Source organism: Egicoccus halophilus (assembly GCF_004300825.1).
GTDB classification, from domain to species: Bacteria; Actinomycetota; Nitriliruptoria; order Nitriliruptorales; family Nitriliruptoraceae; genus Egicoccus; species Egicoccus halophilus.
In genome coordinates this window covers 1,375,131-1,398,582 of record NZ_CP036250.1, presented here as the reverse complement: position 1 = coordinate 1,398,582, position 23,452 = coordinate 1,375,131, and the positions used below count along the sequence as shown (strand labels likewise).

Genomic DNA, 23,452 nt, shown 5'->3' with positions numbered 1-23,452 from the left:
CGCCCGAACGACCCACGAGCACCGGAGGAACCGTGCGCGCGATCCGTATCACCGAGTTCGGAGGCCCCGAGGTCCTGCAGTTCGTCGACGACGAGGCGGAACCCACCGCCGGCGACGGCGAGGTGCTGCTCGAGGTGTCGGCCGCCGGCTGCAACTACGCCGACACCCATCAGGCCGAGAACTCCTATCTGGCACCGTCGTCGCTGCCGCTGGTCCCGGGCGCCGAGGCGGTGGGCACCACGCCCGACGGCCGTCGGGTCGTCGCGCTGCTCGCCGGCGGCGGCTACGCCGAGCGAGCCGTCGCGGCTGAGGCCCTGACCTTCGCGGTCCCCGACGAGGTCGACGACGGACAGGCACTGGCGCTGGTGCTTCAGGGCACGACCGCCTGGCACCTGCTGCGGACCTCGGCCCGGCTCCAGGCGGGCGAGTCGGTGGTCGTGCACGCCGCCGCCGGCGGGGTGGGAACCCTGGCGGTGCAGCTGGCACGACGGTGGGGCGCCGGCCGGATCGTGGCCGTCGCCTCCAGCGAGGAGAAGCGCGAGCTGGCGCGTGAGCTGGGGGCGGACGTGGCGGTGGACGCCGGCGTCGACGACCTCGCGTCCGCCCTGCGGGACGCCAACGGCGGCCGGCGGGTGGACGTCGTGCTGGAGATGGTCGGCGGCCCGACGACCGACGCGAGCCTGGCCGCGCTCGCGCCCTTCGGGCGGCTGGTGTTCTACGGGATGGCGTCGCGTCGGCCGCCGACCCCGGTCGCGCCAGCCGCGCTGATGAGCCGGTCGCAGGGCGTGATCGGGTTCTGGCTGGCACACGCGATGCGTGACCCCGACCGGCTGTTGGCCGAGCCGATGCGGGAACTGTTCTCCCTGACCGCGGCCGGTGACCTGCGGCCGGTCGTCGGCGGGACCTACGCGCTCTCCGACGCGGCGCAGGCGCACCGCGACCTGCGTGAACGGCGGACGGTCGGCAAGGTGTGGCTCGACCCGGGACGCTGATCGGGCACGGTCCCGAGGAGGGGCGGACACATGGGCGGGCCGAGCGACGAGGGCCTCGGCCACGACGCGCTGGCCGCCGGGGAGCGCCTGCGGCGGTTCGCCTCCGCCTGCGAGGACCGCTCGCCGCTGTACGCGCACCTGGCCCGGTCCGCGGCGGACGACCCGGACGTGGCCGGGTTGCTGACGGCCGCGCCGAGCGCACCCCTGGGCCATCCGACCCTGCTGTTCGCCGCCGTGCACGACCTGGTGCTCCTCGGCGCGGCTCCCGCGCTGGCCGCGTGGTACCCGAGCGTCGGCGGGACACGCACGACCACCGACGGGGACCCGTGGCCGATCTTCCGGGCCACCTCGTTGGGCCAGCGGTCGGAGGTCGAGCACCGCATCCGGACCCGACGCACCCAGACCAACGAGGTCGGCCGCTCGTCGGCCCTGCTGCTCGCGCTGCGGGCGGTCGAGCAGCAGGTCGGGCGCCCACTCGCCTGGCTCGACGTCGGCACGTCCGCCGGCCTGACCCTGCGCGCCGACCGGTTCCGTCACGCGCTGGTCGGCGACGACGGACCGGCCTCGGCGGCCGTGCTCGGACCGGCCGACGCGACCGTGCGCCTCACGTGCCGGGTCGGCGGGGACCCGCCGGCCGACCGGTTGCCGTCGCTGGCCTGGCGCGCCGGCCTGGACGCGGCCCCGGTCGACCTCACCGACGACGACGCACGCCGGTGGCTGCAGGCGTGCGTGTGGCCCGAGCAGACCGACCGGTTGGCGCGCCTGCGGGCCGCGCTGCAGGTGGCCGTCGACGTCCCGGTGCCCGTGACGGCCGGCGATGCGGTCACCGACCTCGCCGACGCGGCCGCAGCTGCGCCGGCGGACGCGACGCTGGTGGTCACCCACACCTGGGTGCTGGCCTACCTCGACGCCGCCGCACGCCAGGCGTTCGACGCGGCCCTGGCGGCGCTCGGAGCGGAGCGGGACGTCGAGCGCATCGGGATGGAGGACGGGGGCCTGCTGCCGGGCACCCGACGCGACGGGGTCTCGCGCAGCTTCCTGGGCCGTACCAGCTGGCACGGCGGCCGGCGCCGCGACCAGGTCCTGGGAACGGTCGACGACCACGGCCGCTGGCTGCGGTGGCGGCCGCGCCCCGTGGACGGCGCAGCAGCCGCCGGGGCCTGAGAACCGGCTCAGCTGCAGCTCGGCGAACCCTCATCGACGGTTCACGACCGTCCCAGGTCGCTCCCGCACGCTGTCCGACGTCGGGAACAAGCCCGGACGCCACGGCGGCGGCTGAGACCGCTCTCAGCTCAGACCCAGTGGCGGCTCAGGTCGACCCGGCAGGCTGGACGCCGAACCACCTAGGAGCCTGATCCATGAAGCACCTCCCGCGTTGGAAGACCGCCACCGCCACCGCCGCGACCGCCGCGGTCGCGGCCGGTGCCTTCGGCCTGAGCTCCGCCGTGGCCGGCCCTGATGCCGCGCCGGAGGCGATCGAGCTGCAGGTCGAGGAGCGTCTCGGCGAGCCGGTGCCCACGGCGACGTCCGACCCGACCGACTCGCCCACGAGCGCGTCGAGCGCGGCGAGCGCATGGACGCCGCACGCCGCTGGCAGGTCGCCTCGATGGTGACCGCCGCAGCGAGCCTCGGCATCGGCGCACTCACGTCCCGACACCGTCGACAGCGTCGACACCTGAGCGGGAACGAACCGGTCGCGCCCCGGTCTGCGGGGCAGCAGCGAGGGCTACCCTCTGCGGTCATGCGCCCCTGGATCCTGCCCCTGGCCACCGGCGTCACCGCGGTGGCGTTGCTGGCGACCAGCGTCGGCCTGGTCGTCCAGACGCGGCGCGCGTCGGAGGCGGAGGCCCGTGCCGAGGCGCTGGCCGTCCAGGTCGAGCAGTTGCGCGACCGGGTGCACGAGCTCGAGGCCGGCGGCGCGTCCGACGCCACCGGAGGCCTGCGCGACCTGCTCGAGGGGCTGCTCGACGGGGATGCCGGTCTCGGTGGGCTCGGTGGGCTGCTCGGCGAGCTGTTCGACCCGGACGGGCGCGCGCCGACGGGGACACCGAGTGCCGCGCCGGGTGCGGCCTGCCTGACCCCGGACGGCGCCGGCGGTCTCGGCGGGTTGCTCGGCGACGGCCCACTCGGGGACGGCACGCTCGGTGACCTGCTCGACCAGGACGCGCTCGGAGGCCTGCTCGGGGAACGGTTCACGCCTTTCGAGGACACCGGCACCGATGCGCTGCCCGACGACCCGGATGCGCTGGTCTCGACGCTGGTGCCCCAGGTCGCCGCCGAACGGCAGCTGGCCTGGACCGATCCCGTCGAGGTGGACTTCCTGACGCCGGCCGAACTGTCCGACCGGCTCGACGCGCTGCTCGCCGAGGACGTCGATCCGGCCGCCGACGAGGCCGCCGAGCGTCTGCTGAGCGCCCTCGGGGCGATCCCGGCCGAGCTCGATCTCGCGACGGTGCGCCGGCAGCTGCTCGACGACCAGGTGGCCGGCTTCTACGTGCCCGAGACCGGGGAACTGGTCGTCCGGGTGCCCGAGGACGGCCGGATCGGTACCCTCGACCGGATCACGCTCGCCCATGAACTGCAGCACGCGCTGGCCGACCAGACCCTCGGGCTGCCCGACCTCGAGGCGTTGGCCGAGGCCGGCAGCGACCGGCTCCTGGCGGCGCAGGCGGTGGTCGAGGGCGATGCCACGCTGTTCATGCACCGCTGGGCGCTGGCGCACGTCCCGCTGGCCGACCAGCTCGCCGCGGCCGGCGGTGAGGAGGCCGCCCGCGCGCAGGCGGGCCTCGACGGTGTCCCGGCGCACCTGCGACGGGAGCTGCTGTTCCCCTACACCGAAGGGCTGGACTGGGTCTGCGACCGCTGGCGCGAGGGTGGCTGGGAGGCCGTCGACGCCGCGTACGCCGACCCGCCGTCGACCACCGCCGAGATCCTGTTCGGCGTCGCCGCCCACGCCGGCCGGAGCCTCGACGGCCCGACCGTCCCCGACGGCTACGAGGAGGTGCTTGCCGACGAGTTCGGCGCCGCCCCGCTGCAGTGGTTGTTCGAGGCACCCGGCGGCGACGAGGCAGCCGCCCTGCCCGCCCCGGCCGCTGCGGCCGCGGCGTGGGCCGGCGGTCGCGTGGGCGTGTTCGCCGACGGACCGGCGACGGCCGTGGGGCTGGTCCTCGGCGACGGCACCGGGACCCTGTGCGACGACCTCGCCGCCTGGTACGCCGCCGCCTTCCCGGACGCGACGGTCGTGACGTCCGCCGACGTGCACGAGTTCACCGGACCCGACCGGCACGCCCGCCTGCGTTGCGAGGCCGACACGGTCCGGCTCGCCATCGCACCCGACGCCGTCACGGCCCGCGACGTGTTCACCGGCTGACACGACGACGGGCGGCCCGTAGGCCGCCCGTCATGGTTCGTGTCCGCGTCCGCGTCGGCCTCAGCCGTCGAGGTCCGCGAGCATCTGCTGCATGCGGCTCATCTCGATCTCCTGGTCGGAGACGATGTGCATCGCGAACTGGCTGATCTCCGGCTCCTGGCCGCCCTCGGCCGCGAACAGCTCCTCGACCATCTGCAGGGCCCCGGCGTGGTGGCGCATCATCGACTCGAGGAACAGCCGGTCGAACGTCTCGCCCTCGGCGGCCTCGAGCTCGGCGAACTCCTCCTCGGTGAGCATGCCCGGCATCAGTTCGCCCTCGTGGCCCTCGTGCTCGGCGAGCAGGCTCGGGACCTCCTCGTCGCGCTCCTCGAGCCAGCGCCGCATGAGGTCGATCTCGTCCTCCTGCGAGATGTCCATGCGCTCGGCGAACAGCGGCAGGTCCTCGCGTTCGGTGCGGTCCTCGACCAGGCGGGTCATGCGCAGCGCCTGCGCGTGGTGCGGGATCATGCCCTGCATGAACGCCACGTCGGCATCGGTGGCGCTCGGCGGCTCGACGGCCTCGGCCGCCTCCTCCGGGGTCAGCTCGCGGCTGGGCTCGCCCGGCGCCCCCGGCTGGATGATGCGCGGCTCGGACGACGCCGCCGCCGGCTCCTCCTCGGCGGTGCCGCCGGTGCACCCGGCCGCGACGACGCCGACGACCACGGCCATCGAGATCAACGAAACTCGCTTCATGCACTGCTCCCCGCGTGTGCGCTGGCTGCCTGCTCCCGGAGACCTGCGGCCTCGGCGCGCCGGGTTCAGAGTAGCTTCCGACCGTCGTCGCGCGAGCGGCATGACGGGGAACCGGCGCGCCGGCCGCACGACGACGGGAGCAAGCGGGAGCCAACACGGGGCAACACTCGGGAGGGTGTGCACAACATGAAGAAATTCCTGACCCGTCCTGCGCGTCGACGCGCAGGACGTTCCGCGTTCGCGGCACTTGCCGCGACCGCGCTGCTGGCCGGCGCGCTGCCGGCCTCGGCAGCCACGCTGCCGACCGACTCGCTGCCGGAGGGCAGCGAGGAGATCGGGCTCGAGAGCTTCGCGGCGGAGTCCGCCGACGCACCCGGGTACCCGACGACCGACGACCCGCGCGTGGGGCTCGAGCCGGGCGCCGGCGACACCGCCGGCGAGGCCATCAGCAACCTCGAGAAGCTCGCGAGCCTGCCCATGGCGCCCGGCGCCAGCACGAACTCGGACCTCGCCTTCACGGGCGACTACGTGGTCTCGGGCAACTACAACGGGTTCAACGTCTACGACGTGTCCGACCCGTCGGACCCGCAGCTGACCACCTCGGTCATCTGCCCCGGCAGCCAGAACGACGTCTCGGTCTACGGCGACCTGCTGTTCCTGTCCGTGGAGTCGACGGCCGGCAAGATCGACTGCACCAGCGGCGGCGTCACCTCGGAGAACCGGTTCCGCGGCGTGCGCATCTTCGACATCAGCGACATCGAGAACCCCGTTCTCCTGCCCGGTGTGCAGACCTGCAAGGGCTCGCACACCCACACGGTGGTCGAGGACCCCAACGACCCCGACAACGTCTACATCTACGTGTCGGGCACGGCCGGCGTCCGCTCGACCGCGGAGCTCGACATCTGCTCCACGGGCAGCACGCTGGTCGACCCGAACACCTCGCACTTCTCGATCACCGTGATCAAGGTGCCGCTCGACGCGCCCGAGACCGCGGCGATCGTCAACCGCAACGCGCGCATCTTCTCGACCTGTGGTGACAACTCCTGCGAGGACCAGCACGCCGAGGGCTCGCTCAACGGGCTCCCCGGCTCGGGTCGTCAGCCCACCTACCCGGAGGACTCCCCGCGCGCGCCCGGTGGTCAGAGCGTCTCGCAGACCTACCAGTGCCACGACATCACCGCCTACCCGGAGATCGGGCTCGCGGCCGGCGCCTGCCAGGGACGCGGCCTGCTGCTCGACATCACCGACCCGGCCAACCCCAGCCGCATCGACGCCGTCGAGGACTACAACTTCGCCTACTGGCACTCGGCGACGTTCAACAACGACGGCACCACGGTCGTCTTCACCGACGAGTGGGGCGGCGGCTCGGGTGCGCGCTGCCGTGCGACCGACCCGCTGACCTGGGGCGCCAACGCCATCTTCGACGTGGTCCAGACCGAGGACGGCCCGAAGATGGAGTTCGCCTCCTACTTCAAGCTGCCGATGGTCCAGACCAACCAGGAGAACTGCGTCGCCCACAACGGCTCGCTGATCCCGGTCCCCGGCCGTGACATCATGGTGCAGGCCTGGTATCAGGGCGGCACCACGGTCTTCGACTTCACCGACTCGAAGAACCCGGTGGAGATCGCCTACTTCGACCGTGGCCCGAACCACCCGACGCAGCTGCAGACCGGTGGCTTCTGGTCGACCTACTGGCACAACGGCTACCTGTACGGCAACGAGATCGCGCGCGGGTTCGACGTCTTCGACCTCACCCCGTCCGAGTTCCTCAGCGCCGCGGAGATCGCCGCCGCCAAGCAGGTCACCTTCGACGAGTACAACGTCCAGGGCCAGCAGGAGCTGACCTGGCCGGCGACCTTCACCACCGTGCGTGGGTGGCAGGCCTCCGCCAAGCACCAGGGCGCGATCGGCGCCGACCTCGACGCCCAGGTGACGAAGTTCGTCGACCGCGCCGAGCAGGCGGCCGGCGCCAACAACGCCAAGCAGCGCAACAACGACGTCGCGCAGCTGCGCGCGGTCAGCAACCAGCTCGGCGACAGCGACGTGGAGCAGGGCCTGAAGGCCGCGCTGCACGAGCTCGCCGACACGCTGAGCAAGTGAGTCGCGTCCGGCGCCCGTGACCTGGTCACGGGCGCCGGCGGTGACACCGACACGCCGGTGGGCCGTCCTCGACCGAGGACGGCCCACCGGCGTGTTTCGACCCGGTTTCGCGGCCAACGACGGGCACGGCGCGCGCTTCTCGCCCCCGACCGCGTGGCATCGTCGGACGTGGGGGGTAGGTTCGCCGCGGTCACCGTCCGTTGGGAGACGGGACAGTGACGTGCTCGCAGAGGACCTCGTCGACGGGACAGGCCCCGACCGGGCGCCGGACATCCGCAGCAGCATGCTGCAAGGAGAGAGTCGTGTGAACCGACGCACCCACCACTCGATCGGGGGACGGACGAGACGGGGGTTGACCGCAGCGACCTGCGCGGCCCTGCTGGCCACCTCGCTGTCCACCGCGGCCGTCGCCCAGGAGGCGGACCCGCGCGGCAACCTCGCCCCGGGGACCGACGTCGAGGCCGACGGCAACGCGTTCACGGTGCCCAACGCCGACGCGGAGACCGTCGCGTCCAACATGGAGCACCTCGCCAACCGCCCCAAGCCGCGGTGGACGAACGCCGCCGGGCAGGACTCCGCGGCGGGCGCCTTCAACTACAGCAACATCGGCTCCGACCTGGCCTTCACCGGCGACCACGCCATCAGCGGCAACTACCGCGGCTTCGGCGTCTACGACATCTCCGACCCCGCGGCGCCGGTGCTCACCACCACGGTGAACTGTCCCGGCGGCCAGGGTGACGTGTCGGTGTACGGCGACCTGCTGTTCATGTCGGTGGAGTCGACGGCCGGCCGCACCGACTGCTCGACCAGCACCGCCTCGCCGGTGTTCCGCGGCGTGCGCATCTTCGACATCAGCGACCTCGCCAACCCGCAGTACATCGCCGGTGTCCAGACCTGCCGCGGGTCGCACACCCACACGATCGTCGAGGACCCGAGCGACCCGGCGAACGTCTACGTCTACGTGTCCGGCACCGCCGGGGTCCGCTCCGCGGCACAGCTCGCCGGCTGCACCAATCCGACCAACGCGAACACGCTCGCGGCGCACCTCGACGCCAACGGCGACCCGATCTCCACCTCGCGGTTCCTGGTCGAGGTCATCAAGGTGCCGCTCGCGACGCCTGCGGATGCCGCGGTCGTCAACGAGGCCCGGCTGATGGCCGACGAGGCGACCGGGAGCCCGGCCGGCCTGTGGCCCGGTGGCAACCACGGTGAGGGGACACAGTCGACGGCGGCGACCGACGCCTGCCACGACATCACGGCCTACCCCGAGATCGGCCTGGCCGCCGGCGCCTGCGAGGGCAACGGCCTCCTGATCGACATCTCCGACCCGGCCGACCCCCAGCGGATCGACGAGGTACTCGACCCGAACTTCGCCTACTGGCACTCCGCGACCTTCAGCAACGACGGCACCAAGGTCGTGTTCACCGACGAGTGGGGCGGCGGGGTCGGCGCGCGTTGCCGGACCACCGACCCGGACAACTGGGGCGCCAACGCCATCTTCGACCTCGTCGACGGCAAGCTCGAGTTCGCCAGCTACTACAAGATCCCCAACGTCCAGAACACCAACGAGACCTGCGTGGCCCACAACGGCTCGCTGGTCCCGGTGCCGGGCCGCGACATCATGGTGCAGGCCTGGTACGAGGGCGGCGCGTCGGTGTTCGACTTCACCGACTCGGCCAACCCGGTGGAGATCGCCTACTTCGACCGCGGGCCCTACGCCCCGCAGCCGACGTTCCACCAGGGCGGTTACTGGTCGATCTACTGGTACAACGGCCACATCTACGGCAACGAGATCTTCCTCGGCTTCGACTCGTGGAAGCTCACGCCGAGCGCCGACCTGAGCGAGGTCGAGCTGGCGGCCATGGAGCAGGTCCAGCTGGATGAGTTCAACCCCCAGGCGCAGACCCGCTTCACCTGGCCGGCGTCGTTCACCACGGTGCGGGCGTGGCACGCCGCCGCGCAGCGCCAGGGGGTCCTGGCCAGCAACGTCGACCGGAACCTGACCCGGTTCATCGACCGTGCCGAGCTGGCGGCCAACGCCAGCAACAGCAAGCAGCGCAACAACGACGTCGCGCAGCTGCGCGCCGTCAGCAACCAGCTCGGCTCCAGCGACGTCGAGCAGGACCTCAAGCAGGCCCTGCTCGAGCTGGCCGACGAGCTGGCCGACTGAGCACCGACGACGGGTCACCGCGGTGACCCGTCGTCCGCGGCAACACGGCGGGCCGCCCCGAGAGGGGCGGCCCGCCGTCGTCGGTGTGCCGAGGGGTCAGAGGAGCACGAGGTCGTCGCGGTGCACGACCTCGCGGGCGAACCCGGACCCGAACGCCTCGGCCGCGTCGCTGGTGGACCGTCCCGCGATCCGGCGCAGGTCGTCGACCGAGTAGTTGCTCAGGCCCCGGGCGACCAGCCGACCGTCTGGACCGCGCACCTCGACGGCGTCGCCGGACGCGAACTCGCCGTCGGCGTGCACGACGCCGACCGACAGCAGCGAGGCGCCCCCGACCCGCAGCGCGTGAACGGCCCCGTCGTTGACATGGACCTGCCCGTGGGCGCGCAGCGCGAAGCCGATCCACAGGCGTCGGGCCTCGAGCCGCTGCGGCTGCGCCACGAACCAGGTACCGACCGCGCCGCCCTCGACGACCTCGGCGAGCACGCCCGGCCGCCGGGCGTCGGCCACGACCGTGTGCGTGGCCGAGCGCACCGCGACGCGGGCCGAGCCGACCTTGGTCCGCATCCCGCCGGAGCCGACGTAGGACCCGACCCCGCCGATGGAGGCGTCGTCGAGTGCGTCGACGTCGTCGACCCGTTCGATCAGTCCGACCTCGGCGGACGTGCGCGGATCGGCGTCGTAGAGCCCCTCGACGTCGCTGAGCAGCACCAGCAGCTGCGCGTCGAGCATCGAGGCGACCAGCGCGGCGAGGTGGTCGTTGTCACCGTAGGCGAGCTCCTCGGTGGCCACCGCGTCGTTCTCGTTGATGATCGGCATCGCCCCGAGCTCCAGCAGCCGCCGCAGCGTGGTGCGCGCATTGAGGTAGCGGCCCCGGCGCACGAAGTCGTCCTGGCTGAGCAGGATCTGTGCGGCCGCCCGACCCGAGCGGGCCAACACCTGCTGGTACTCGTGGATCAGCTCCCCCTGCCCCACCGCCGCGCATGCCTGGAGGGTCGGCAGGTCGGTCGGACGCCGCTCGAGGCCGAGCAGGCCCATGCCGGCAGCGACGGCACCCGACGACACGAGCACCACCCGCGTGCCCGCCTGCTGGGCGGCCACCAGTTGCTCGGCGATGTTGGCGACCTGCCCGCGGTCGAGCCGACCGTCGTGCCCGCGCAACGACGACGAGCCCACCTTCACCACGCACAACGCGGGGCGCGCGAAGCGGCGTGCCGACCCGTCGGTCACGCTCCCACCTCGGGCTCGTCCCCGCGCTCCTCCTCCTCGGAGGCACCGTCGTCGGACAGCCCGTCGTCGCCGACGTCCTCGGGGTCGTGCTCGCCGGCGAGGATCGCCTCGCGCTCCTCGGCGGGCAGGTCGTCGAGGTCCGGGTCGAAGTCGAACACCAGGTCGCCGATGACGACCTCGTCGCCCTTGCGGGCACCGGCGTCGACCAACGCCTTCTCGACCCCGGCCCGTCGCAGCCGCCCCTGCAGGTAGCGCACGGCCTCCCAGTCCTCGAGCGGCAGCATCTGCACCCACCGGGCCATGCGCTCCCCCGTGACGACGTAGCCCTCGTCGCTCGGCGTGACCGTGAAGTCCCGCTCACCGGCCGAGCTCAGCCGCAGCACGACCTCCTCGTCGGTGGACGGGACGGTCTCGACGAGCACGTCACCGCGCACCTCGCGCTCCGCGGCGACCAGGGCCCCGAGCCGGTAGCGCAACGCGTCGAGGCCGACGCCGGAGATCGCCGACACCGTCAGCACCTCCTCGCCGGCGCCCGTGAGCTGCTCGAGGACCAGGTCCGCCATCGCCTCGCCGTCGGGAAGGTCGAGCTTGTTGAGCACGACCAGCTGGGGGCGTTCGAGCAGCGTCGGGTCGTGGCGACGCAACTCCTCGCGCAGGACCGCGAGGTCGCGCACCGGGTCGCGATCCGGCTCCATCGGCACGGCGTCGAGCACGTGCAGCAGCACCAGGCAGCGCTCGATGTGGCGCAGGAACTGGATCCCGAGGCCCTTGCCCTCCGCGGCGCCCTCGATCAGGCCCGGCACGTCGGCGAGCACCACGTCGATCGGCTGCCCCTCGGCGTCCGATCCGGCCCGCATCACGCCGAGGTGGGGCGTGAGCGTGGTGAACGGCCACGCCTCGATGCGGGGGCGCGCCGAGGACAGGCGCGACACCAACGAGGACTTGCCGGCGGACGGGAAGCCGACCAGGCCGACGTCGGCGATCACCTTCAGCTCGAGCCGCAGGGAACGGTCGGTGACCTTCTCCCCCCGCTCGGCGAAGCGTGGCAGCCGGCGGTAGCGGGTCGCGAACGCCGCATTGCCACGGCCGCCGCGACCGCCCCGTCCGGCCACCCAGCGCTGCCCGTCGGTGACCAGGTCGGCGAGGACCACCCCGGTGTCCCGTTCACGGACCACGGTGCCCAACGGGACCGGGATGACCTCGTCGCGCCCTTCTGCGCCGGTGCGGTTCTGTCCGGAGCCGTGGCCGCCGTTGCCACCGCGCCGGTGGGGCGTGCGATGCAGGTCGAGCAGCGAGGTGGTGTTGCGGTCGGCGACCAGCACCACGTCGCCTCCACGTCCACCGTCACCGCCGTCGGGGCCGCCGCGGGGCACGTGGGCCTCCCGGCGCATCGACACCGAGCCGTTGCCGCCGTCACCGCCGCGCACGTGCACCGTGCACTCGTCGACGAAGCTCGGGGTGTCCACGCGTGTGCTCCGAAGCTGGGGAACGGTCGGCCGGGGAAGCGCTCGTCGAAGCCTAGGCGCCGGCGGAGATCGTGGCCGCACCGCGCCGCCGACCGGGGGACGGGCCGTCAGGAACGACGTCGAGGGCGGCCCGTGCGGGCCGCCCTCGACGTGGAGTCGTTCGTCGTCGTCAGTCCTGGGTCGGCAGGACCGAGACGGTGGTGCGGGTGCGCGTCTTGTGGAAGCTGACGGCACCGTCGGCGAGCGCGAACAGCGTGTCGTCGCCGCCACGGCCGACGTTCTCACCCGGGTGCACCTTGGTGCCACGCTGACGGACGATGATGCCGCCGGCACGGATGGTCTCGCCGCCGTACTTCTTCACGCCGAGGCGCTTCGCGTTGGAATCGCGGCCGTTGTTGGACGAGCCGCCGCCCTTCTTGTGCGCCATGTCAGATCTCCTCGATGCGGACGGTCGTCCGGTGCTGGCGGTGGCCCCGCCGCTTGTGCTGCCGGGACTTGTTCTTGTAGGTGAACACCCGGATGCGCTGACCCTTGTCGTGACCGGTGATGGTCGCACGCACGGCGCGCCCCTCGAGGTCACCACCCGCGGTCACGTCGCCCTCGTCACCCACGACCAGCACGGGTACGAGTTCGACGGCGTCACCGACCTCACCGGTCAGCTTCTCGATCGTGACTTCCTGACCGGGCTGCACCCGGTACTGCTTGCCGCCCGTCGCGATGACCGCGTACACGGTGGCCTCCTCGGTCTGCCGGCGCCCCGCATGCCGAGGCGTCACGTGATAGGTCGCTGATCCGTCCCGGTCCCGGTGCCGTTCCGGCCGTGTGCCAGCGCACGGGGCGTGGCGAGTCGGTCGTTCGAGGACCGGGGCGTCGGGCGAAGGGCGAGACGAGCGCGCGAAAGGCCGCGTAGGGCCACGCGCGTCCGGGGAAGGTACCGGCGGGGGCCCGGACCGGTCAACCGGCGCCGCGGCCCGTCCGTCGGACCGCTCGTCGGCACCGGGGGCCGGGCAGTGATCACCCGCGCACGGCCTGCCACAGGATGCCCGGCACCTGGCGGCGCTCACCGGTGGCGACCAGACGTGCCAGCTTGGGAGCGAGCTTCGCGGCGCCCCGGTGGGTGTGGAACCACACCGGCTTCATCGGGGGGCGGAACGGGCCACGGACGACCGTCTTCTCCACGTCCTCGAGCAGGTAGGTGTTGTGCACCACCCCGGTGCCCGACTGGATGTCGGTCGGCTCGGCGCCCGGGTAGGCGCCCCAGGTGGTGGACACCATGCCGTAGGGCACGGCGGACCAGTGGTTGACCACCACCGAGCCGTAACGCAGCCGGTCGATGGCCCGCTCCACGGCGTTGGCGATCTCCGGGTCCTTGAGCGAGTCCGGGTGCACCAGGAGCGATGCCGACAGGGTTCCCCACAGCGTGTCGTTGCAGAACGCGACCGCGGCTTCGAGGTAGTCCGCGACCGAGCGCGGGGCGTCGAGTGCCACCTCGCCGAAGACGCCGCAGAAGGCCTCGGTCGTGAAGGCGACGTCGTCGATCGTGTGCGCGTCGAGGTCCGGGATCAACGTGAACGGCAAACGGTCGGGGTGGTCGTCGTCGGGGGCGTCCCCGAACCATTCGGCGCTCGGGTGCGCGTCGGTGAACTGCCGCCACCGGTCGACCGCGCCCGGGTAGTAGGGCACGCGCGGCTCCGCGCCTCGCAGGGAGTCGCGCACGGCGTCGAGCAGCTTGCGCCGTTTGGCCCACTGCCGGTGCTGGACGACCACGCGTGCAGCGATGCAGTTGAACCCGCCGTTGTTGACCAGCATGGAGGCGATGTTGTCGCCGTGGAAGGCGAGGTCCTTGTCGTTCCAGGGACCGGGGACGACGATGACGGGGCTGACGTTGCCGAGCTCTGCCGTGACCGGCTTGTCGAGACGGCGTTCACCGGCGGCCTTGCGGCGCGCGCCCGCTTCCCCGGTGCCGAACACGATCGCGTCGTAGGTCTTGTCCGACCCGGTGACGTGGATGGTGTCGACCTCCGGGTGATCGGTCAGGTGGCGACCGACCTCGGCACCGCCGTAGACGATGCGCAGGAAGCCCTCGCGCACCAACGGCTGGAACGCGGCGGCGACGTGCGGGCCGAGGTGGGCGTTGACCGGGTTCATCTTGAGCAGCACGACGCGGTTGCGCGCGAACAGCTCGTAGAGGGCGTCCATCGGCCCGATCGAGGAGACGTTGCCGGCGCCGAGCACGAGTGCCACCGTCGGCTCGCTGACGGTCCCTTCGCGATGGATCCGACCGATGCGCGCCTCGGCCCGGTCGAGTGGGACGTCGGGACGCAGGCGGATCTCCCCGGTGAACTGGGGGAACATCAGCTGGTCGACGGTGTCGGACGGGAACACGCGCGCCACGACCTGCCCGTTGGCCGCGACCTCGAGCGACGGTGGCTGCGGACGGCCGGTCTCGACGATCTGGCCGAGGCTGCGTTGCAGCAGGCGGAGGTTGCGCAGCACCATGACCGGACCGGAGATCCAGTCCTCCCCCATCAGCGGCGAGTCGCTGCGGATGCCCTTGGCCGCAGCCGCAGCCGTCGCCCAGGCGGGTGCCGAGGCGAGCGTGTCGTCGACGAGCTCCTCGAGCAGCGCGAGGCGTGCGGGGACGTCCGTGTCGATCCAGACCGGGGCCCGTTCACGCAGCGTCGCCAAGGCCGCGTCGATGGCCTCGGGTGCCGTGGGCGGGATGCCGTCACCCGGTTCCGGGATGGCCAGGGTCCCCGTCCAGCTCGCCGTCATGCTGCCTCCTCGCGACGCCGACCCCACGCCGGTGCGCACACGCGCCGAGGGTAGCCAGCGCCGCCCCGCGCTCGCCCGGTCGCCGGACGAGGAGCCGGGTCACCGACTGTGCGTGCCGGCACGCCAGCTGGCGTGCAGGCCGGCGTAGATGCCGCCGCCGTCGACCAGGTCGCCGTGGGGACCGCGTTCGACGAGCTCGCCGCCGTCGAAGACGAGTACCTCGTCGGCGGCCTCGGCGGTCGACAACCGGTGGGCGATGGTGATGGTCGTGCGCCCGCTGGTGAGCCCGACCAGTGCCCGCTGCAGGCGGACCTCGGTGGCGGGATCGACCGCGGAGGTCGCCTCGTCGAGCACGAGCAGGTCGGGGTTGGCGACGTAGGCACGGGCGAGGGCGACCAGCTGTCGCTCCCCGGCCGACAGGGCGTTGCCCCGCTCCCCCACGCGCGTCTGGAGCCCCTGGGGCAGCTCGGCGACCCAGTCGGCCAGGCCGAGCTCGACCATCGCCAGCTCGAGGTCGTCGTCGTCGATGGAGGGCTGCCCCTGACGGACGTTGGAGGCGATGGTGCCGTCGAACAGCATCCCGTCCTGGGGCACCATGACCACGCGTCGGCGCAGCGAGTCGAAGCGCACCCGTCGCAGGTCGGTGCCGGCCAGCAGCACGCGGCCCTCGCTGGGGTCCATCAGGCGGGTGAGCAGCTTGGCGAAGGTGGTCTTGCCGGATCCGGTCTCCCCCACCACGGCGACCCGCGTCTGCGGGACGATGTCGAGGTGGACGTCGCGCAGCACCAGCGGCCCGGACGCGTCACGGCCCGACTCGCCCACCCGCGGGTAGCGGAAGGCGACGTGGTCGAAGGTGACGCCGATCGGACCGTCGGGCAGGTCGACACCGTCGTCGGCGGGGTCGGCGACGTCGGGATCGAGGTCGAGGACGTCGAGGACGCGGCGCCAGCCGGCCACGGCGGTCTGCCCCTCGTTGATGACCTCCGTCGCCATCAGGACCGGCTCGACGAACAGGGCGATCAGGAACAGGAACGCCAGGACCGTGCCGGGCGTGAGATCGCCGTCGATGCCGAGGAAGACCCCCGTGGCGACCGCGCCGGCGGTCGCCACGCCGGCGAAGACCTCACCGCTGCCGGAGAACAGCGCCGAGAGCCTGCCGGCCCGGATGGCGGCGCTGCGGTGGTCCTCGATGCGCCCGTCGAGTCGCCGCTGGGTGCGGCGCTCGATGCCGTAGGCCCGCACGACCGGCGCACCGACGACCGTCTCGGCCAGTGCACCGAGCAGGTGGCCGACCCGCTCACGCACGGCGAGGTAGGCGGCGGTGAGGCGGACCTGGAACGCCCGGGCGACGAACAGGAACGGCAGGAAGACGACCAGCACGACCAGGGTCAGCTGCCAGGAGTAGTACAGCATCACCAGCAAGGAGACGGTCAACTGCCCGGTGGCGGTGATGAGGTTGAGCCCGGCCCACTGCATGAACCGGCTGATCTCGTCGATGTCGCTGGTGACCCGGGCGGTGAGCGATCCGCGCTGCTGCGTGGCCTGGTGGAGCATCGACAGGTCGTGGATGTGCCGGAACGCCCGCACCCGGAGATTGGACAGCGCGGTCTCCACGACCGTGGCCAACCGCCAGTTCATCCAGCCGCTGGCCGCGGCGGTGATCAGCACCGCGATCCCGGCCAGGACGACGGCGGTGGTGACCGCCCCGAGGTCGACGCCGCCACCGGCACCGCCGAGGCCGTCGTCGATGGTCCGCTGCACCGCGATGGGCACGATGGCGCGACCGGCCGTGGCGAGCAGGGCGAGCAGCAGGGTGGCGGGCAGACCCGTGCGCAGCTCGGGGCTCAGCGAGATCCCGCGGACCAACGTCCGCCACGCCCCTTCCGGTGGCGTCGGCGTGACCGTCGACGAGGTGGTGGTCGCGCTCATCGCCGTGTCCCTCCCCCGGCGTGGGCGCGCCGTTCGGCATCCGCCTCTCGCGCCTGCTCCTCGTAGGCGGTGACCAGCGCGGCGTAGGCGGGTACGTCGCGGACCAGGTCCACGTGCGCACCGCGGCCGGCGATGCGGCCGTCACGGACGAACACCACCTCGTCGGCGAGGGCGATCGATCCGCGCCGGTAGGCGACGACGACCACCGTGGAGGGCAGGGCGGCGTCCGACAGGCCGCGCAGGATGGCGGACTCGACCGACGGGTCGACGGCCGAGGTGGCGTCGTCGAGCACCAGCAGTCGGGGTTTGCGGATCAGGGCCCGCGCCAGCGCGATGCGTTGGCGTTGCCCGCCCGAGAGGCTGGCACCGCGCTCGCCGACCTCGGTGTCGTAGCCGTCGGGCAGGCTGGAGACGAAGTCGTGCGCCTGCGCGAGCCTCGCGGCTGCCTCGACCTCCTCGTCGGTGTGGTCGGCCCCGAGGGTGATGTTCTCCCGGATGGTGTCGTCGAAGAGGAACGCCTCCTGGAACACGATGGCGACGTCGGCGGCGAGCCGGTCGCGGTCCAGTTCGCGCACGTCGCGGCCGTCGAAGGTGACGACGCCCGTGTCGGGGTCGTAGAGCCGCACCAGCAACGCCGCGACGGTGGACTTGCCCGATCCGGTCGGCCCGACCAGCGCGATGGTGCGGCCCGCCTCGACGTCGAAGGTCAGGCCGGTCACCCCGCGGGGCGCGGGCACGCCGGCGTCGGCGCCCGTGTGGGCGCGTGGCGCCTGACCGGCCACCGGCTCGGCTTCCGGTCGTCCGACGGCGAGGTCGGGACTGCCCGCCGAGAGGTCCTCACGGTCGCTGCTCGGGTGGAGGTAGCCGACCTCCTCGAGCCCGGTCTCGGCGCCGCCGTCGCGCGTGTCGCGGTGGCGCCCGTAGACCATGTCACCGACCGCGGTCAGGACGCGCTGCACGCGGTCCCAGCCGACGATCGCGCGGGGCAGCTCGCCGAGCAACCACCCGAACACGCGTATCGGCAGGGCGACCAGACGGAACAGGTAGGCGAAGGTCACCAACGCCCCGGCGTTGAGGGCACCGTCGCGCACCCGCATGGCACCGACGAGCAGGATCAGCAGGATCCCGATGTTGGGCAGGGCCTCGATGACCGGGTCGAAGAACGCCCGCAGACGCCCGACCACGATCATCTTGTCGCGCAGGTCCTCGGAGATGCCCCGGAACCGGCCGGCCTCGGCGGCCTCGCGCCCCATGGTCTTGACGACCAGCGCGGCGTCGAACGACTCGTGGGCGACCTCGGACACCTCGGCCCGCGCCTGTTGTGCCACCGTCGCGGCATGGCGCATCTTGCGTTGGTAGTACCAGTTCGCCAGGCCGAGCAGGGGGCCGACGGAGAAGCCGATGGCGGCCAGGAACGGATCGGTGGCCACGAGCAGGAACCCGGTGATCAGCAGCAACAGCGTGGCCCCGAACGCCATCGGCAGCGGGGCCGCGACGAAGAACGCCGACTCGACGTCCGCGTTGGCGTTGGACAGCAGTTCGCCGGTCGGGTGGCGTCGGTGCCAGGAGATCGGCAGCTGCAGATAGCGGCGGGTGACCTGGCGCCGGTAGTCCGCCTGGAGCCCGTACTGGGCGACGTAGGCGCCGTAGCGGCGGCCGAACACCCCGATCGACTTGAGCGTGGCGACGCCGACGATGCCGGCCAGCCCGAGCGCGAGCAGCCCGCGGTCGTACGCCCCGTCGTCGAAGGCGGGGAGGATGACCTCGTCGGTCACCCAGCCGAGCACGAGCGACGAGGCGACGGTCATGCCGGCGTACAGGGTCGCACCGGCCATGCCCCAGGCGAACGGTCGAGGGGCCGACCGCAGGGCCTGGGCGACGACGACGGCGCCACGCCGGACGATGCCGTCGCGGGCGCGTGGCGTGGGGCGGGAGTTCACGGCGCTCATCGTGCCGAGACTACCGCCTCGATTCGACACCTCTCGACGGGGGCGCCGCGAGGTTCGGCAAGCTTCGAATGCCGGTCCGTCGTCCGGCCCGGTGCGGCCGAACGCGCGCCCTCAGCCCGTGGTCGCCGGACGCTCACCATCACCGTACGGTGCCGTCCCGTTCGGCGCGGCGGGAGCGCGGTCCGCGGCCTCGACGGGCGCACCGACGGCGGCCCCCTCCTCGAGGGCGTGACGCACGAGCGCGAGTGCGTCCTCGGGTGCGGCACCCAACTGCTGCGCGGTCGCGGCGAAGCGTTCGGCCGCGGCCTGCAGGCGCCCGCGCGTGTCGGGCGGGACCTCGACGGGCGGGTGATCGACGACGCGGGTGCCGCGCCGACCGCGACTGACGACGAGACCGGCCTGCTCGAGTTCGCGGTAGGCCCGGGCGACGGTTCCCGGGGCGATCGCCAGGTCGGCCGCGAGCTGCCGGATCGGTGGCAGCCGGCGGCCGGCGGGCAGGCCGCCGCTGGCGACCAGTCCCGCGATCTGGGCCCGCAGCTGCTCGTAGGGAGGTACGGGCGAACCCGCTTCGACGGCGACTCTCATGTCGGGCTCCCGGTGGCCGTGCGCGGGGTGACGGCCGTCATCGGCGCACCGACGCGGCCGGCCGGGCGGGCACCCGACCGCGATGCCCCGAGCCGTACCCGAGCCAGAGCGCGATGACCCCGAAGATCGCCGCCAGGCCGAGCACCAGGCCGAGCACGCCACCACCGAGCGCCTCGGGTCCCATCACCGCCCGCTGCACCGAGGCGATCGCGAGGACCAGCAGCAGCGCCCCGGCGGCCCCGGCCGTGGCATGGGCGGCCGAGGAGCGCAGGACGTCGTCGAGGAGGAGGCGTCCGCCGTCCAGGCCGCGCTGCGGGCGACGCACCACCCAGCGTTGGATGCCGGCGACCCCGGCCGCGAGGACGACGGCGACCGCCAGCGGTGCATCGGGCAGGACGCCGAACCGTGCCCAGGCCACCAACCCCGCGACGACGGCGACCGCGGCGAAGGCGGGCGCCAGCCAGCGCGCCCAGCCGGTGAGGTAGGCGGCCGGGGTCCGGACCTCGAGCGACGCACTGCCGTCAGGACCGGGTGCCGGCCGACGCCGGGTCGCCTCGCCCACCGTCGCACCCAGCAGATAGCCCGCCAGCGCGAGCGTGAGCGGGTCGAGGGGCCAGACGTTGTAGCGGTCGAGCAGCGCCATCACCTGGTCGCTCGGTGGCGTGCCCAGCACGTCCAGGGCGAGGTCGTAGGCGATCGACGGTGCGACCGCGAACGCGGCGCCGGTGACCGCCGGCACCGTCCGCCACAGGCGCAGGCGCCGCAGTTCCGTCCGCACGAGGGGGGCGGTGGCCGGCGGCAGGTGCCGGCGGGCGGCCCACACCTCGGCGGCGAGCGGTGTCACGCGTCGGCCGGCGTAGACCAGGGCGACGACTCCCGGGACGACGACCTGCAGGGCCGTCGGCCGCAGCGGCACCTGCCACAGTGCGGCGAACATCGCCGCGTTCGGCAGGTCGACGAGCAGCACGAGGGCGACCGCGACGACCGTCGCCACCGCGATCACCACCAGGGCGAGCGGCACGGCACCGGCGACGGCGCGCACGGACGCACGGCGGTCCGCCGCCGGCCACCGCACCCACCGCGCGGCCGGGACCCACAGTGCCGCGGCGAGCAGCAGCACCAGCGCGCCGGTGAGCGCCCACGGCCATCCCGCCGACGCTGGGTCCGACGACGGTTGCGCCACCAGCCCGAGCGGCACGAGGCCGGCGACCGCCAGCCCGACCGCGACGAGAACGGCGCCGCGACCACCGCGACGCTCTCCGCGCCCGTCGCTCCCGCCGGGCGACCCGTCGCCGGTCCCGATCGACTCGTGCGTGCCGACGTCCTGCCTGTTCATGCCCCGGCCCCTTGGTTTGTGTCAAGAGATTGATACAAACCAACGTCCGGGTTTGTGTCAAGCATTCGATACAAACGCCGACGCCCCGCCGACAGCGGCGGGGCGTCGGGCACGACCTCGCGGGCCCACGCAAGGGGCGAGGTCAGTCGATCTCGCTGACCAGCCCGCGGCCGTCGCACTCCTGGCAGGTGTGGCTGAAGGACTCGACCAGCCCCTGACTGACGTTCTTGCGCGTCATCTGCACCAGGCCGAGCTTGGAGACGTCCGAGACGCGGGTCTTGGTGCGGTCGCGCAGCAGTTCACGCTTGAGCCGTCGCACGACCTGCTCCTGGTTCGACTTCAGCAGCATGTCGATGAAGTCGATGACGATGATCCCGCCCATGTCCCGCAGACGCAGCTGACGAACGATCTCGTCGGCGGCCTCCAGGTTGGTCTTGAGGACCACCTCCTCGAGGTTGGTGTCACCGTTGCCGGTGAACTTGCCGGTGTTGACGTCGATGACCTTCATCGCCTCGGTGGTCTCGATGATCAGGTACCCGCCGGAGGGCAACCAGACCTTCCTGCCCATGGCCTTGCGGAGCTGGTCGGAGACGTCGTAGGCGTCGAACAGCGCCGGCAGGTCCTTGCGTCGTTCCCGGGCGGCCTCGAGGTCGACCGTTCCCGAGTCGAGCTCGGCCTGCACCTGCGGGTCGGTGACCCGCTCGCCCTGGCTGCTCGCGTCGCCGTCACCGTCACCGTCGTCGGGCGTGTCGTGGCCGTCCGCGTCCGTCGCGACCGGCGTCGCCTCGGCCACGGCGTCGTCGGCCGGGGTGCTGCCGTCGGCCGAGGGAGCACCGGCCGCCTTGGAGCGGGCGTCGGTGGTCGGTGCCCCGTAGAGCTCGACCTTGTCGAGCAGCTCCGGGGCCACCTCGTCGAGGTAGTCGCGGACCTGGTGGTAGAGGTCCTCCTCGTCGACGATGCAGCGCTCGAACTCCGGACCGAAGTTGTCACGGATGACCTTGACGACGAGCGGCGGTTCCTCGTAGACCGGTGTCAGGGCCTTGGCCCCGTCGGCGGCCTCCTCGACCCGTCGCCACTTCGCGAGCAGGCGCTCGAGGTCGGCGGTGAGCTGGTCGTCGCTGGCACCTTCCGCCGCCGTGCGGACGATCACCCCGTGCTCGGACGGCTTGACCTTCTTGACCACCTTGCGAAGACGGTCGCGTTCCCGGTCGGTCAGCTTGCGGCTGATGCCGAACAGGTCGGAGTTCGGGGCGAGCACCATGTAGCGGCCGGCCAGCGACAGGTGCATCGTCAGGCGCGGCCCCTTCGAACCCATCGGGTCCTTGGTGACCTGCACCAGCACCTTCTGGCCCGGCTTGAGGACGTTCTCGATCCGTTCCTCGGCGCCCTCCTCCAGGTCGAGCTCGTCGTAGAGCACCTCGCCGGCGTACAACACGCCGTTGCGGCCCTTGCCGATGTCGAGGAATGCGGCCTCCATGCCCGGCAGGACGTTCTGCACCCGCGCCATGTAGATGTTGCCGACGAAGGTGACGTCCTCCTTGCGGGTGACGTAGTGCTCCACGACGGTGCGGTCCTCGAGCACCGCGATCTGCGTGCGGTCCTCACGGGCGGTCACGAGCATCGTGCGTGGCGGGCCCTCGAGTATGGCGCGGCGGACCTCCTCGGAGACCCCGCCGGGCCGCTGCTGGCGCCCACGACCGCCACTGCCGCCGTTGCGGGAACCACCGTTGCCACCGTTGCGTCGACCACGCTTGGCCGCCAGCCGGGTGCCGCCCTTGGCCATCGCCGCCTCGACGTCGTCGTCGGCGTCCTGCCCGCCGTCGGCGTCCGCGGCGGCCTCCCGGCCCTCGCCCTTGCCCCGGTCCTGGTGCTTCGTGCCGCCCTTGCCGTCGGCGTCGCCACCCTTGCCGTCGGCGTCGCCCTTGCCGGCGGCACCGCCGGAGGTGCCGTCGTCGCGACCGGATGCGTCGTCGCGACCGGATGCGTCGTCGTCGCCACCGGCCCCTTCGGACCGGCCCTTGCCCCCACGACCACGACCACGACCGCCGCGCCCTCGCCGGCCACGACGGCGACGGCGACGGCCACCGCCCTCGCCGTCCTCGTCCTCGTCCGGGGTCGACGCCTCGGACGCGGCGTCGCGCGCCTCGGTGTCCGTGGATGCGGCCGGATCGGCGCCGGTGGACGTCGCCGACGTCTCGACGTCCTCGTCCGTGTCGGCGTCCGGGGCGACGGCGACCGCGTCCTCGGCATCGTCCGTGCCGCGCGAGGCCGCCGCCACGTCCGGGTCGGACGGGTCGACGTCCGCGGCCGTGGCCGTGGCCGCATCGTCCGGCCCGGCGTCCGCCGACGTGGTGTCCGCGGTCCTCTTCCCCGCCGTCTTGCGGGAGGTCTTCTTCGCCGCCGTCTTGCGCGAGGTGGTCTTGCGCCCCGCGGTCTTGCGGCTGCGCGTGGAGCGACTGCGTCCGCCGGCGGCCGGTTCGACGTCCCCGCCCTCCGAGGCGTCGACCACCTCGTCGCCGCTCGCGGCCGACGAGGGGTCGACGTCGTCCGGCGAGGCGGCCTCCCGGGCGGCCGCCTCGCCGGAGGAGACCTCCGCGGGCACCTCGTCGACGGCCTCGTCAGGCGCGGCGTCGGTCGACGCCTCGGCGGGTGTGTCGTCGGCCGGGGCACGGCGGCTGCGGCTGCGGGTACGCGTGGTGCCCGACGCGCTGCCGGACCTCGACCGCTCACGGCGGCGGGTCGACGGGGCCTCGTCGGTGCTGGAGGTGCGCTCCTCGTTCTCGGGGTTGTCGGGCGTCGTCGGGTCGGTCACTGAAGGACT

The 23,452-nt window shown here is 73.0% G+C and carries 16 protein-coding genes and 1 pseudogene; 6 read left to right on the top strand and 11 right to left on the bottom strand.

All coding sequences use genetic code 11. The annotated features are described in order from the left end of the window. The first annotated feature begins 32 nt into the window (after positions 1-32). The 4 genes from ELR47_RS06280 (at position 33) to ELR47_RS06265 (ending at position 4,362) form a co-directional block, all read left to right on the top strand. Positions 33-992 carry a quinone oxidoreductase family protein gene (locus ELR47_RS06280; protein ID WP_130649117.1) on the top strand — a complete coding sequence of 320 codons (960 nt, stop codon included), beginning with the start codon at positions 33-35 and terminating at the stop codon, positions 990-992. Between the two features lie 30 nt (positions 993-1,022). Continuing rightward, on the top strand, positions 1,023-2,156 hold the full coding sequence (locus ELR47_RS06275) for a DUF2332 domain-containing protein (RefSeq protein WP_130649116.1): 1,134 nt from the start codon (positions 1,023-1,025) through the stop codon (positions 2,154-2,156). A gap of 194 nt (positions 2,157-2,350) precedes the next feature. After that, a complete protein-coding gene (locus ELR47_RS06270) occupies positions 2,351-2,605 on the top strand; it encodes a hypothetical protein (protein WP_130649115.1) in 255 nt (84 codons plus the stop codon). Then, on the top strand, positions 2,566-4,362 hold the full coding sequence (locus ELR47_RS06265) for a hypothetical protein (RefSeq protein WP_165403877.1): 1,797 nt from the start codon (positions 2,566-2,568) through the stop codon (positions 4,360-4,362). The genes ELR47_RS06270 and ELR47_RS06265 overlap by 40 nt, the downstream gene beginning before the upstream one ends. A gap of 60 nt (positions 4,363-4,422) precedes the next feature. On the opposite strand, the gene ELR47_RS06260 is transcribed toward ELR47_RS06265, so the two are convergent. Further along, positions 4,423-5,094, bottom strand: a complete 672-nt coding sequence (locus ELR47_RS06260; RefSeq protein WP_130649113.1) for a DUF305 domain-containing protein — start codon at positions 5,092-5,094, stop codon at positions 4,423-4,425. A 186-nt stretch (positions 5,095-5,280) separates the two neighbouring features. Here ELR47_RS06260 and ELR47_RS06255 point away from each other — a divergent pair, with 186 nt between their 5' ends. Both ELR47_RS06255 and ELR47_RS06250 read left to right on the top strand, forming a co-directional pair. Next, positions 5,281-7,194: an LVIVD repeat-containing protein gene (locus ELR47_RS06255; RefSeq protein WP_130649112.1), complete on the top strand. Its 1,914-nt coding sequence runs from the start codon at positions 5,281-5,283 to the stop codon at positions 7,192-7,194. A 304-nt stretch (positions 7,195-7,498) separates the two neighbouring features. Continuing rightward, positions 7,499-9,364: an LVIVD repeat-containing protein gene (locus ELR47_RS06250; RefSeq protein ID WP_205745478.1), complete on the top strand. Its 1,866-nt coding sequence runs from the start codon at positions 7,499-7,501 to the stop codon at positions 9,362-9,364. A 96-nt stretch (positions 9,365-9,460) separates the two neighbouring features. On the opposite strand, the gene proB is transcribed toward ELR47_RS06250, so the two are convergent. The 10 genes and pseudogenes from proB to ELR47_RS18615 form a co-directional block, all read right to left on the bottom strand. Further along, positions 9,461-10,591, bottom strand: coding sequence for a glutamate 5-kinase (proB, locus tag ELR47_RS06245; RefSeq protein WP_205745477.1), 1,131 nt, complete (start codon positions 10,589-10,591; stop codon positions 9,461-9,463). A gap of 51 nt (positions 10,592-10,642) precedes the next feature. Beyond that, positions 10,643-12,057, bottom strand: a pseudogene (gene obgE / locus ELR47_RS06240) (GTPase ObgE); the annotation flags it as partial. Positions 12,058-12,226: 169 nt separating this feature from the next. Further along, the gene (gene rpmA / locus ELR47_RS06235) at positions 12,227-12,484 is read right to left on the bottom strand and encodes a 50S ribosomal protein L27 (RefSeq protein WP_130649110.1); all 258 of its coding nucleotides are present in this window, start codon (positions 12,482-12,484) and stop codon (positions 12,227-12,229) included. A gap of 1 nt (position 12,485) precedes the next feature. Continuing rightward, positions 12,486-12,788 carry a 50S ribosomal protein L21 gene (gene rplU, locus ELR47_RS06230; RefSeq protein WP_130649109.1) on the bottom strand — a complete coding sequence of 101 codons (303 nt, stop codon included), beginning with the start codon at positions 12,786-12,788 and terminating at the stop codon, positions 12,486-12,488. A 283-nt stretch (positions 12,789-13,071) separates the two neighbouring features. Next, positions 13,072-14,832, bottom strand: coding sequence for an aldehyde dehydrogenase family protein (locus tag ELR47_RS06225; protein ID WP_130649108.1), 1,761 nt, complete (start codon positions 14,830-14,832; stop codon positions 13,072-13,074). A gap of 99 nt (positions 14,833-14,931) precedes the next feature. Then, on the bottom strand, positions 14,932-16,761 hold the full coding sequence (locus ELR47_RS06220) for an ABC transporter ATP-binding protein (RefSeq protein WP_130649107.1): 1,830 nt from the start codon (positions 16,759-16,761) through the stop codon (positions 14,932-14,934). After that, positions 16,758-18,710, bottom strand: coding sequence for an ABC transporter ATP-binding protein (locus ELR47_RS06215; RefSeq protein ID WP_130649106.1), 1,953 nt, complete (start codon positions 18,708-18,710; stop codon positions 16,758-16,760). The genes ELR47_RS06220 and ELR47_RS06215 overlap by 4 nt, the downstream gene beginning before the upstream one ends. Positions 18,711-18,821: 111 nt before the next feature. Continuing rightward, the gene (locus ELR47_RS06210) at positions 18,822-19,295 is read right to left on the bottom strand and encodes a GntR family transcriptional regulator (RefSeq protein WP_130649105.1); all 474 of its coding nucleotides are present in this window, start codon (positions 19,293-19,295) and stop codon (positions 18,822-18,824) included. Between the two features lie 37 nt (positions 19,296-19,332). After that, positions 19,333-20,631 (bottom strand): hypothetical protein, encoded by a 1,299-nt coding sequence (locus ELR47_RS06205; RefSeq protein ID WP_130649104.1) that lies wholly within the window; start codon positions 20,629-20,631, stop codon positions 19,333-19,335. 142 nt (positions 20,632-20,773) lie between these two features. Then, on the bottom strand, positions 20,774-23,443 hold the full coding sequence (locus tag ELR47_RS18615) for a ribonuclease E/G (RefSeq protein ID WP_130649103.1): 2,670 nt from the start codon (positions 23,441-23,443) through the stop codon (positions 20,774-20,776). Between the last annotated feature and the right edge of the window lie 9 nt (positions 23,444-23,452).